Raw genomic sequence first — 12,445 nt, 5'->3', positions numbered from 1 at the left:
TTTTTAGCGCTTAGTTACGAGTCTTTGGTTGGGTATGACTGCCCTAACAGACAAAGTTAATGATTTGGAGGATAGGTAGAGCGCGTTTCGTTAACATCAAACCCATGCTCCTCAACGTCTTAAGAGTTTAACCCCACCCCAAACCCTTCACTGCTTTTCGATGAGGGCTTTAGGGTGAGGTTACGAGGATATATTGCAACAAAGCGAGAACCGCTATCGTGACGAATGACAGACTAATCAACCTCTTCAGGGGGAATTAAGTCTTGCTTGGACTCAATGATTACACTGGGTAAATTTTCAAGTTTTTCTGTAACTGGTAATTCTTCGAGAAGGGGGACTAAGAGCGTTAAGCCGCCAGGAATGCACTCGACATCAATCGGAGTGGTGCCAATAATTTCCCCATCTACGACAACTTTTTGCGGTGGATTGGTTCGTACCTGAATCCGTCCGGCTCGCAGATAGCCGATGTCGTCTCGTTCTGTGGCACTGCCGCTTAAGGCAGTTTGAAGTAAATGATAGGAGGCAGCGATCGCTCCGGCGACATTACTCGGTGCCACGACGGTTAAATCAAGCAACCCATCATCAAAAAGAATGCCCGCTGGACCTTGAGCCAAAATGGATGTGGGGGGTGCAGCATTGGCAATCGTTACAGCAGCAGCGGTTAGTTTCACGATTTTGTCTTCCGTCTCAATCTCAACCTCAAACGTGTTGAACTGCCGCAACTGTTGAATCCCTGCCAGGATGTATGCCATCATCCCCAAGCGGTTCTTCGTCTCTCTGTCCGCCCGTTCGACGGCTTCTGCCTCAAAACCAATCCCCGCGAGTAATATCATCGGTTTGCCGTTGCAGTAGGCGGCATCCACGACCCGCGTTATACCCCCCAAAATTGTCTCGCAGGCGGCCTCTATCGTATCCGGTAGCCCTAAAGCAGACGCCAGGGCATTTGCGGTTCCTCTTGAAATCACGCCCATTGGAATGTTCGTCCCCACCAAGGCATCGGCGGCGGCTGAGAGGGTACCGTCACCACCAGAGGCAATGATGGTACTGGCACCGCGTTCCACTGCTTCTCTTGCCAGTTGAGCAGCGTCAATTTCAGGCGTTGTCAGATAAATATCTAGGTCAATTTCCGGCTCTAAAAGTGCCCGGATTTTTGCCAAATCTTGATCGGGATCGCTTTGACCGGCAACTGGATTAAAGATGAGACAGGCAGAGCGTTTTATGTCATTAGTCATTAGTCATTAGTCCGTTGTGATCAGCGGTGAGTCGTTGTCATTCGCCCACTGTATGAGTCTATTACCAGTGGCGAATGACGAATCACCGCAGTATCTCTATTCACATCCTTGACCGAAGCGACGTAAATTGAGAACGTCGCTGATTTGGCGAATTTGGGTAAAACACCGCTCCAGTTGTTGGAGATCGCGGATATCAATGCATAGGTCGATGATTGCCGGTCGCCCGTCTGATGTTTTCACGCCTGCACCCCGCACATTAATATTGTCATCGCTTAAACGGGACAGGATATCGTTAAAGACTCCGACGCGGTCAAGCACTTCAATTTGAATGCTAACTTGATAGGTTTGAGGACGTCCGCTTGAGTCGGTGGGGTTCCAGCTAACGGGGACTAAGCGATCGCCTAGGACATTCGCCACATTATTGCACCCTTGGCGGTGAATGGAAATTCCGCGATCGCGTGTGACTGCACCAATAATCGCTTCACCGGGGAGCGGCCCGCAACATCCAGCACGATGATACAGTAACCCTTCCACACCAGCGATAGGCGTTTTGGTGCTGGGAGCTGGGATGGGACTTTTCGAGGTTGGAAGTGCAACAGCCGCTGCAAAATCTTTTATTGGGTCGGGGGCAGTCGCAATCGTTTGAGTTGCTTTCACGGCTTCTCGAATGCGATTGACTACCAGGTTGAGAGTGACTTCCCCGTAACCCAGAGCAGCCAATAAATCATCGACGCTGTGGTAATTACATCGTTCGGCGACCGACTGCATGGGGGTTGACTTCAGCAGAGATTCAAAGCCACTTTTGCCCAATTCTTTTTCTAGGAGTTCTCGACCGCGAGTAATATTTTCATCCCGATGCGATCGCTTGTACCATTGACGAATCCGGTTTTTCGCCCCGGTTGTCACCACAAAATTCAGCCAATCTAAACTGGGACGGCTATTTTTCTGAGTGATAATTTCAACAATGTCTCCATTCCTCAGCAGCGTGTCCAGCGTCACCATCCGTCCGTTGACCCGCGCCCCCGCACAGTGATTCCCCACTTCTGTATGAATCCGGTAAGCGAAATCGACGGGAGTGCTACCCCCAGTTAGAGGCACCACATCCCCTTGGGGCGTAAACACATAAACATCATCGTCAAATAAGTTGTCTTTGACGTTTTCCAGGTATTCCTGAGCATCCTTGAGATCGCTTTGCCATTCCAAGAGCTGCCGCAGCCAGGTAAACTTCTCATCGGTTGCGGTCATTTGGGTACGGTTGGAACTCCCGGTTTCCTTATATTTCCAATGAGCCGCAATCCCGTACTCGGCAATGTGATGCATTTCCAAAGTCCGAATTTGCACCTCTAAGGGACGACCCGTAATTCCGAGAACTACCGTATGCAGAGACTGATAGCGATTGGGCTTAGGTAAACCAATGTAGTCTTTAAACCGACCGGGGATCGGTCGGAAGGCATCGTGAACGACAGCTAAGGCGCGGTAGCATTCTTCATTCGTCTGAACAATCATCCGAATTGCTGCCAAGTCGTAGATTTCGTGAAATTCCTTCTGTTGCCGCTGCATCTTCTGGTAAATCCCATACAAATGCTTGGGACGCCCGCTGATGTCAAGGCAGGTAATACTAGATGAGGCGAGTCCCTGCCGCAGAATTTCTTTGACGTTCGCTAATCGAATCTCTCTGTCTGCCCGTTTTTCTGCCACCAACTCTTGTATTTGCCGGTAGGCTTCGGGTTCGAGATACTTAAACGTCAAATCTTCCAGTTCCCACTTAAATCGTCCGATCCCCAAGCGATTTGCCAGGGGTGCGAAGATTTCTCGCGTTTCCTGGGCAATTCGCCGCCGTTTGGCATCAGGCAGGTGTTCTAGCGTCCGCATATTATGCAGCCGGTCGGCTAGCTTCACCACAATTACCCGAATATCTTGAGCCATTGCCAGAAACATTCGGCGGAAGTTCTCAGCTTGGCGTTCGGTCTTGCTGGAAAAGGTTTCTGAAAATTTAGAAAGTTTGGTGACACCGTCTACCAGCAGCCGCACTTCTGAGCCAAAGCGCTGTTCGATTTCGTCGAGGGTGACGGGCGTATCTTCTACCACATCGTGCAGAAAGCCAGCTGCAATCATGGCAGCGCCACCGCCTAGGTCTCGTAAAAGACCAGCAACGGCGACCGGGTGACAGATGTAAGCTTCCCCGGATTTACGAGTCTGACCTTCGTGTAACTGGTAAGCAAATTCAAAGGCGCGACAGATTAAATCAGCGTCCGCAGGCGTTGGGAAAACTTTGACACTTCCCCCTTCGGGCATTGTGGGCTGTTTGGTGGTTTGATTGTCCTCATGACGCGCAATCAAACATTCCTGTAGCCAGTCAGGAATGACACAACTAATTGTAGAAGTTGGAGCTTGTGAGTTCATAGTGTTGAGCAGGTCGAGCATAAAGAGTAAAAATAGCGAGGAGTTGTGCTGACGTGGAAAATGATTTTGTCTAGAGGCTAAAAGGGCATCTCCTAGGGTCTGCATTGAAGAGTCCCTAGGTTCGCTGAATTTTGGATTTTCAATTGTCAAGGGTCGAGGGTAAGAATATTGTCAGAAATAGAGCGATCCACCAAGATACCGCTTGGCTAATGCCTACGCTTACTGCGCGTCGCGCTTCCGGTGCGACGTATCGCTCTTGCCCTTACCTAAAGCTTGCTTGAAGATTGCAAGCCTACACCAGTTAGCTGGTGCTTAGCAATTGCCTTGTTGAATAGACAAAATTCTTTACATTGATTCTAGCGGAACAACGTGCCAATGTTGCCTCAGTCTTACCAACAACGTTATCAGGAACTTTTGACAGCTCTAGAACAGCTGCTGCATACAATGACAGCCGCTAATCAAGAACAAGAAGGGATCGGTGAAAAATTTCAACACGTCAAACAAGTTTTTGCACAGCAAATTACCATTTTGACGGGTGATGAATTAGACCCAGAGATTGAGCCTCGGTGGAGGTCTTTCCAGACGGAAATCTATCGAGCGCTGCGACTTTTAGAGATGGATATGACATTTTTGCAGGCGTCTCGCCGTTCGGCAACCGCTAATCCTCGACAAGCGGCGATAAGCGATCGCTTATCAACCCTGATTGGCTACTGTCAAGCCCTCCTGCAAGCAGACGGAGATCGGGAAAGCCAGGGAGAAATATAGGGGCGGATTTCACCGGCTTTCTCTGGTATCTCGCAGATTGCCTTGATAAACCCACCCGCTTTGACAGCAAGGGATCGCAGGAGTCGCTGTCCTGGTGCAAGTGCAAGATGTCCGAAAAAACAGAGTAAATTAATAAAAAATTAAACTAGGAGAGGAAGAAAAACTGGTGAACTGTCCAAAATGTAAGAGTGTATCGCTACTCGATGGCACCCTGGCGGGAAATTTAGCTGTAAAACACTGCACTGATTGCAAGGGAACCTGGATTCCCTCTGCGGAATACGAAGCATGGCAAGCACAGCAACCGGAACTGACTCCCGCAGATCCGGAATCTATCGCTCAAATCCTAAATGTGGATTTTGTGCAGTCTCCCTTTGATACCAAAGCAGCACTGTGTCCGGAGTGCGGTCGTTATTTATCTCGCGCCAAGGTAAGGCTGAAAACGCCGTTTTATGTAGAGCGTTGCCTGAATTGTAATGGGATTTGGTGCGATCGCGGGGAGTGGGAGGTACTATCTCAATTAGGGTTGCACACGACGATTGAGCAGCTGTTTTCCAGTGAATGGCAGATCAAGGTGGAAAAACAGCAACAATCCGAGAAAGAACGTGAAGCCACAATGGAAAAACTCGGTCCCGAATTGGCAGCGCGTGTGTTTGAGCTGGCGGAACAGTTAGCAAAACATCCGAATGGAGATTTTGGTGTCGCCTATCTGATGCGGCAAGTAGGCGTCACAAAATAGCGGAAATCGCGACCTTGTTGGATTACTAATTGTTCATCACCCATTCCTTATTCCCCGTTACCGAATGACTGAGAGCCTGTTTTGTGTAGAAAATCTGCGGGTTGCTTATCCCAGCCGTCGATCTACTGCTATGCCTTCTTGGGCAGTGGATGATGTCTCTTTCACTTTAGAACCTGGAGAGAAACTGGGATTAGTGGGAGAATCGGGCTGCGGTAAATCTACTCTGGGAAGGGCGGCGATGCGCTTGTTACCAGCTTCGTCTCGCATTGAGGGGCGGGTGACGTTTGCTGGGAATTCCGTGTTCGATCTGACTCCGGCACAGTTACGGCGGTTTCGGGGGGAAGCGGTGGCGCTGGTGTTTCAAGATCCGATGACGCGCCTCGATCCCCTGATGACGATTGGGAAGCACTGTCTGGAAACGCTCCGGAGTCATCAACCTCATCTGTCACGGCAACAGATGAAAGAAAAGGTACTCGAAACCTTGGATGCGGTGAAGATCCCGGCAAGTCGATGGTCGCAGTATCCTCATGAGTTTAGTGGAGGAATGCGGCAACGAGTCGCGATCGCGCTGGCTTTGCTTCTCAACCCAAAGTTAATTGTGGCAGATGAACCTACGACCAGTTTGGACGTAACCGTAGCCGCACAGATTTTACAAGAATTGACGCGACTGTGCCGGGAAAGGGAGATGGCACTGTTGCTGATTTCTCACGATTTGGCAATGGTGGGAGAGTATTGCGATCGCATTGCGGTGATGTATGCCGGGAAGATGGTAGAAACTGGCTCACCCCAGTCTATCTTTCGGCAACCGCAACACGAATATACGCGATCGCTTTTGGACGCGGCTTTTCACATCAGGAAATATGACACGGAAGTTGAGGAGCCGAAGAGCAATCATTCATTACCAACCCCCCTCTTGCGAATCAAAAATTTGCAGCAGTACTACACCTTAGAGAGCAATTTCATCGGACAGTTTCTTTCCAAAAATGTCCCCGTTATTAAAGCGGTAGATGATATCAACTTGGAACTTTATCCAGGGGAAATTTTAGGCTTAGTGGGAGAATCCGGATGCGGGAAGAGTACCTTGTCCCGGACGATCTTGCAGTTAATTCGACCAACGAAAGGAAGCGTTGAGTTTCTAGGACAGGATTTAGCTCAGATGTCTACTAAAGCCGTGAGGGCATCGCGACGGCAAATGCAAATGGTGTTTCAAGATCCCCATGCTTGTCTCAATCCGCTGATGACAGTCGGTGAAAGTATTGCCGATCCCCTGTTTATCCACAAACTGGCTAGCCCCGATGAGGCGAAAGTGCAGGTAATGCAGATGCTAGAGCGAGTAGGTTTAACGCCTACAAGCGAGTATTATCAACGGTATCCCTCGGATTTGTCGGGGGGACAGCAGCAACGGGTTGCGATCGCTCGTGCTTTGATTACTCGACCCAAACTGCTAATCTGCGATGAGCCGGTGAGTATGCTAGATGCTAGCGTCCAGACACAAGTACTGGAGTTGATGTTAGAGTTAAAGCGGGAATTCGATTTAACGTATTTGTTTATTACTCACGACCTCTCTGTGGCAAGATTTTTGTGCGATCGCATTGCAGTTATGAATGCCGGTCGTATTGTCGAACTCGGCTCAACCCACGAGATTTTTACGAATCCCCAGCACCCCTACACCCAGACGTTACTACAAGCCGCCCCTTTGCTGGTATCGCAGCAGCCAAAATAGAATTGTTTTGACTGGTCAGCACAACATGGCATCTACGATCGGCTTCAGAGTCAGGGACTAAATGGTGTGTTAAAATCCTTAAATATAGACTTATATTCGGCTGTAGTGTTTGTTATTTCTACTGACAGGCAGTTTCTCCGGATCTAACTCTCTACACCACTTTTTTGATTCTGGAGACATTCCATGTCAATCTATGTAGGCAACCTATCCTACGAAGTTACGCAAGACGACCTCAGTAATGTTTTTGCTGAGTATGGAACCGTTAAGCGGGTTCAGTTGCCAACCGATCGCGAGACAGGTCGGATGCGTGGTTTTGCTTTTGTGGAAATGGATACAGAAACTGAAGAAACTGCCGCCATTGAAGCTCTCAACGGCGCTGAGTGGATGGGACGAGAGCTAAAAGTGAACAAAGCTAAGCCTCGTGAGGATAAAGGAGGCGGAGGTCGTCCTGGTGGTGGCTGGGGCGGCAACAATAGAGGCGGTGGCGGCGGCGGCGGTGGCGGTGGCGGCGGCTATCGACGCTACTAATGCAATTAATCAAATAGTTTAGGAGGACACCGGATGACCCAAGTAGTTGTAGGCGAAAATGAAGGCATTGAGTCAGCCCTGCGCCGATTTAAGCGTCAAGTCTCTAAAGCAGGGATTTTTCCAGATATAAGACGGCAACGTCACTTTGAGACTCCTTTGGAAAAACGCAAGCGCAAAGCGATCGCGAGAAGGCGTAAGAAGCGTTTCCGCTATTAAGTCTTACCGTCCGAAAATCGAGTTTAAGACAGATTAATAACTTCATCTGTAACATTCTTCAGCACAACGCAGCCTCAAGAGCGTTTTACAGCTTGCTATCAAGCGATCTTTGCTTAGGCTCTATTTCAAAAGCTGGTGAGGCTTTAAAGCAAAATTTGAACGCATCACCATCACAAGTTTTGAAATAGAGCCGTTTCTTGTATTTTTCTCTACAAATTTTAGCAAGCATGACCCCAGAAGCAATACGTATTATCGCTGACCTAAGGCGTGAGTTCTATTCTCTCTTTGCTACTGCTATGAATGTGCCAGTAAGAGTTACTGGAAGTTCCTATAGTAGTAACTTTCCGATTGCATCTTGGATAGACAATCGGAGCCAAGTGAACTATATAAGTATTTACGCATACACTGCACCAGACAAGTTAATTCCTCAACGCCCATTTCTTTTAAGAGTGGCGATTAATAAGAGCGCTGGTAGAGTTACAACGGCACAATGGGGAAGAGAATGTCGAGGACTTAATCAGGGTTGGTACTTCGAGTTAACTGTACTACCAGAGGAAATCTTAGACTTTCTACCTTGGGTCGTCAGCTTGGTGAAAGCGCACGACCGGGGTTCCCTGTCGCTTGTTCAAGACCCCCCTCATCCATTTGAATTTAAAGTATCCGAAGGGCCTTTGTCCAATGATGCTTGGACTCATTCTGCTTTGAAGATTGCAGACTCTTCAAAGTCTCAATCTTTCGTTCCCGCGATACTTCCGGAACCGAAGAACCGAGGTGCAGAGGTGTCTAGGAGTAGAAGAGCCGGAATATAAGGCCGGATTTCACCTGAAAATCTTTCGATATCACAGATAACATTGATAAACTGTCCTGGGGATCGAGGGACTAGAATTATAAAAGATTCCTTAGTTTGATTTTGGGATAAAGCCGCACAAGCGTATTCCACTTTACGTCCCAAGACTCCGGTTATACTAAACTTACTTGTCGCCTTGAATATTCATCCTGGAAGGGAAGAATCCTTTAAAGGCGGCGTTTCAAGCAGGCAGCAAGGTGACAACCGTGGGTCACACCTTTTTAATGGAGGCAGGACGATGGACGCTCCAAGGAAATTGGCTGGAGCGTCACGAGATGCCAATCACCGTGAGTGGCAGAACATTAGTGGCCTGGGGTCGAGAAAACTGGTTCACAATGGTGACAAAGCTGAGCTTTCCAGGCAGCGCCCGCGAGGAAATTTCTTTACAATATCGTGGGCGATTTGATGCTGGGGAACGCCAATATACCTATGTACTACAGCACAATCTTTTAGGTCGTGTTGAGGGCGAGGGCTGGGTTACGCCAGATTCGATCGTTCAGCGTTACTGGGTATTAGGCGATCGCCAGCGGCGCACTGGTTTCGATACCTTGCACCGTCTCAATGAGAATACCTACTACCTTTCTAGTGGCATCATGGCGGGTCATTATTTGACTAGCACGATGGAAGCAACGATGGAGCGTCAGCCACAATCATATTCTTGATCGCTCTAGAAATTCAGCTTCAGGCTCTAGATGGTCAGTAAGAAGTATAAAGTGTGAAATATGAAGTGGAATTTGGGAAATATAAAGTAAGAGGTATGAAGTAGGAAAGAACGTTTACTGGTCTTTCCGGTTTCTTGCGTGGAACTCAGTATCTGTTTTCGCTTGAAGGCTTAAAACTCCATCCTGAAGACATAAGACTGCATCCTTTGAGATAAAGTTAATAGTTCCCTATAGGTAAATATTACAAATGCTCCCGATTTTAGGAGCCAAATTATGATGACAGACCCCAACACCGATCGCTTACTCGCCAATCGCTATCAACTCTTAGGGTTGGTAGGCAAAGGCGCAATGGGTCGAGTGTATCAAGCCAGGGATATGTTACTGGGAGGTGTCACCGTCGCGGTTAAGTTCCTCTCTCAGACGCTACTAAACCAAAAAATGCGCGATCGCTTTGAGCGAGAAGCAACCATCTGCGCTGTTTTGGGAGAAAAAAGTATTCACATTGTCCGAGTCAGGGATTATGGCGTGGACGAGAACGAAATCCCGTTCTACGTCATGGAATTTCTCCAAGGGGAGAGTCTGAGCGAGGTTCTCAAAGACCGGCCCCTGTCCTTGCCCCGATTTTTGAATATCACTCGCCAAATTTGTTTAGGGCTACAATGCGCTCACCAGGGCATCCTCATAGATGGTGAAGTCTGTCCGATTATTCATCGGGATATAAAGCCTAGTAATATTACAGTCGTTCAAGATACGACTTTAGGTGAGTTAGTCAAGATTCTGGATTTTGGCATCGCCAAGCTGCTCCAGTCCGACATCGCTCAGACTAACTCGTTTATGGGCACTTTAGCTTATTGTTCTCCAGAACAAATGGAGGGCAGAGAACTAGATAAACGCTCTGACATTTATAGTCTGGGCGTAATGATGTTTGAGATGTTGACGGCTGAGATGCCCTTAATGGCAGAGACTCACTCGTTTGGCGGCTGGTATAAAGCTCATCACTTTATCCCCCCAAGAACTTTTGATTCGGTTAATCCCGATCTAAAGTTGCCAAAATCTCTAGAAAGCTTAGTGATGAGCTGTTTGGCAAAAGTCCCTAGCGATCGCCCCCAAAATGCGGCTCAAGTGTTGCAAGCATTAGAGCCATTGGAGCAACGTTTTGGTCAAGGTCGGCAATTAGGTCAGCGGATTGGAGAAGTTTTATCTAAACTGCCCGTCGTAGCCGATCCCAAACCTAAGAACGCCCCGACAGCCGATGAAGTCTGCCGCTTAACTTCCTGGCCTAAAAACAAACCAATTGCAGAGATTGTATTTCCCCATCTACTTCGCACTAGCCGCGAAGTTTTACCTACCCTGTGGGTCATGCTTCACAAACCGGAAATTCAGAATCGCCTGATCAGCACTCGCTACAATCAGTTTCTGTTTTTGATGTCTCCTCATCCTATGCTGCTGTGGATTACCGCCCTGCACAACCGCGAACAAGGCCCTCGCTGGCTCAGTTGCTACCTGGATCTAAAAACTTCTATGGGTCAGGATATTGTGCGACAACTGGGAGAAAACGGGATTTACCGGATTTTGTTCTTTGCTTTAGAAGAACCGCATCGGTGCGCGAATGTAATGATTTCCACAATTGCCCCGGTCCAACGCCAAATGTTGCAAGAGTGGGCAAATACAAGCCAAACCTTACCCTCAGTGGCTCAGCCCCAAATGAGTAAAAGTCTGCTCAAGCAAGAGTTTGAGAAGCTAAAGCCCAAGATTTTGATGAAGCTGGAATCTGTTCAGACCGGAGATTATTCTTCGGATATCTCAGGCTAGTCTGGGTGCTGAGTTAGGGCAAGAGAGTCAGGAGTTCATGGAGAGTCCAATAGACTCGCGCTTGATTATTTTTAATTTTACACTTGATGCGATCGCGTCGCCTATGCCCGCAGGCGTGCCTGCAAAGCGTCTATTCGCCAGTGGTTCTTGCTTTCGCTCATGTCTGCACAGCGATCAAGCTGTCGCATTTATTTTTGTAGTATGAAAATTTTTGTAGTACGAAAACCTAAACTCAAAAAACCAATTTCGCTTATGCCAGTACTGCCAAACTTGTCATAAACTATTCAACTTCATGTCAAAACTCTGAAAAATCGGTACCAATTCAGCAAGCTTGACACGCCAACCGAGAAATCTTGGTCTACGTTCATCTACTTAAACACGCTTCCTTACTACAAGATATTATCTTTGTCCTTCGGATATTTAAATAGACAACGCTTCCAACCGTAAGCAATTTCCTAAAACTCAACTTTCTTGAAACTGAAGTTGACGCCCCAGCACCCCCAGCTTCTTTCCCCTGAGGAACAAAGCAAGAGACGGAGGTCGCCCACTGCGACACGGATACTCTATTCCTGAGGATTTGGCTCTAAGCCCCATTGGTGCTTCAGAAGATGCTTGTATGTAGCTTCGCGCATCACCATTTGTTCATAGAGTTTGACCAAGAAGTGCTGAGCTTGTTCGCGGCTCATATTCTCCACTTGGCTTTCAAAGGAACGGATGCTGAATTGTTGTTCGAGAGACAGTTCGATAGGTTGGTTCATGGTAAGCTCCGACTTTAGAGAGAGTGTATGTTTATCAATCGCTGAAGCACTCACAGGGTAAGGGCTGAACATCGCTGAACCGTCTAACCATTTCCCTGTTATTACGAAAGATAACAATAATTTGACAAAATGCCCATCTTTCTTTGTGTATACTTCAGTTGATCCCAAAGATGGAATATGCACCCAGAAAGTTTCATCTAGGGTTGAGGTAGTTTTAGCAAGTTGTTGGAGGGAAAATTGCTCATCACGAACAAACGGCTAAGTAAATATACTTATTAAGCCATAGCAGTGCCGCTCTTAAACCAGTGGAGACGCAATGCAGTTCCCTAAACACATTGCATTCAACACATTTGCTCTCTCAAGTGACTCTACCCACCCAGAGGATGTCTGAGAAGTCGGTTATGGCACCATCCAGTCGGTACTGCCTTTTCTGCATTTGGGCGACTTATGCGGTAGCCGCCCCTACGAAAGGCTCATCGAGCAATCCTCAAGGCTTGTCAGAATTAATCGCATTAGCGATCTCGTAGTGGGGCTGTATGGCGCTCAGCTCGAGCCTTCGCACTGCATAGCGCTAAGGAAGAGGAAGAAAAGAGATGGAAGATTTCATGAATGATTTAAGATGAATGGCGCTGACTTAAGCCCTGAACTAAAACCCTAAACTAAAGTTTGGGCTAAGAGCTAAGGTCAGTTTTAACTGACTAAAATACTGCCAGAACAAAAGCTTTCAACCTGTGAAAACACGTTGAAAGCTTTAAGGTGAGGG

General features: G+C 47.8%; 12 protein-coding genes. 9 read left to right on the top strand and 3 right to left on the bottom strand.

What is annotated here, in order from left to right:
• Nucleotides 1-233: 233 nt before the first annotated feature.
• Both NDI33_RS06485 and NDI33_RS06480 read right to left on the bottom strand, forming a co-directional pair.
• Entirely contained in the window at nt 234-1,220 is a 987-nt protein-coding gene (locus tag NDI33_RS06485) for a YegS/Rv2252/BmrU family lipid kinase (RefSeq protein ID WP_190677885.1), read from the bottom strand.
• Nucleotides 1,221-1,328: 108 nt separating this feature from the next.
• Nucleotides 1,329-3,635 carry a bifunctional (p)ppGpp synthetase/guanosine-3',5'-bis(diphosphate) 3'-pyrophosphohydrolase gene (locus NDI33_RS06480; RefSeq protein ID WP_190677775.1) on the bottom strand — a complete coding sequence of 769 codons (2,307 nt, stop codon included), beginning with the start codon at nt 3,633-3,635 and terminating at the stop codon, nt 1,329-1,331.
• A gap of 375 nt (nt 3,636-4,010) precedes the next feature.
• On the opposite strand from NDI33_RS06480, the gene patD reads away from it, so the two are divergent.
• The 8 genes from patD (at nt 4,011) to NDI33_RS06440 (ending at nt 10,924) form a co-directional block, all read left to right on the top strand.
• Nucleotides 4,011-4,400, top strand: a complete 390-nt coding sequence (gene patD / locus NDI33_RS06475) for a heterocyst frequency control protein PatD (RefSeq protein ID WP_190528497.1) — start codon at nt 4,011-4,013, stop codon at nt 4,398-4,400.
• Nucleotides 4,401-4,566: 166 nt separating this feature from the next.
• Entirely contained in the window at nt 4,567-5,136 is a 570-nt protein-coding gene (locus tag NDI33_RS06470; protein WP_190412661.1) for a zf-TFIIB domain-containing protein, read from the top strand.
• Nucleotides 5,137-5,200: 64 nt separating this feature from the next.
• Entirely contained in the window at nt 5,201-6,859 is a 1,659-nt protein-coding gene (locus NDI33_RS06465; protein ID WP_190677773.1) for an ABC transporter ATP-binding protein, read from the top strand.
• Between the two features lie 183 nt (nt 6,860-7,042).
• Nucleotides 7,043-7,387: an RNA-binding protein gene (locus tag NDI33_RS06460; RefSeq protein WP_190430484.1), complete on the top strand. Its 345-nt coding sequence runs from the start codon at nt 7,043-7,045 to the stop codon at nt 7,385-7,387.
• Nucleotides 7,388-7,420: 33 nt separating this feature from the next.
• Entirely contained in the window at nt 7,421-7,603 is a 183-nt protein-coding gene (gene rpsU / locus NDI33_RS06455; RefSeq protein WP_190412664.1) for a 30S ribosomal protein S21, read from the top strand.
• A 227-nt stretch (nt 7,604-7,830) separates the two neighbouring features.
• Entirely contained in the window at nt 7,831-8,412 is a 582-nt protein-coding gene (locus tag NDI33_RS06450) for a hypothetical protein (RefSeq protein ID WP_199300607.1), read from the top strand.
• Nucleotides 8,413-8,656: 244 nt separating this feature from the next.
• Nucleotides 8,657-9,112 (top strand): hypothetical protein, encoded by a 456-nt coding sequence (locus tag NDI33_RS06445; RefSeq protein WP_190412887.1) that lies wholly within the window; start codon nt 8,657-8,659, stop codon nt 9,110-9,112.
• Between the two features lie 273 nt (nt 9,113-9,385).
• Complete coding sequence (locus tag NDI33_RS06440; RefSeq protein WP_190412665.1) at nt 9,386-10,924, top strand: serine/threonine-protein kinase; 1,539 nt, start codon at nt 9,386-9,388, stop codon at nt 10,922-10,924.
• A 563-nt stretch (nt 10,925-11,487) separates the two neighbouring features.
• Here NDI33_RS06440 and NDI33_RS06435 read toward each other — a convergent pair.
• On the bottom strand, nt 11,488-11,682 hold the full coding sequence (locus NDI33_RS06435) for an NblA/ycf18 family protein (protein WP_190412666.1): 195 nt from the start codon (nt 11,680-11,682) through the stop codon (nt 11,488-11,490).
• 401 nt (nt 11,683-12,083) lie between these two features.
• Here NDI33_RS06435 and NDI33_RS06430 point away from each other — a divergent pair, with 401 nt between their 5' ends.
• Complete coding sequence (locus NDI33_RS06430) at nt 12,084-12,209, top strand: hypothetical protein (protein WP_277878923.1); 126 nt, start codon at nt 12,084-12,086, stop codon at nt 12,207-12,209.
• The last annotated feature ends 236 nt before the right edge of the window (nt 12,210-12,445 follow it).

It is taken from the genome of Trichocoleus sp. DQ-A1, from assembly GCF_039961955.1.
Taxonomy (GTDB): Bacteria; Cyanobacteriota; Cyanobacteriia; order Cyanobacteriales; family FACHB-T130; genus FACHB-T130.
The sequence above is the reverse complement of the archived record's forward strand: the minus strand, read 5'-3'. Positions and strand labels throughout refer to the sequence as shown.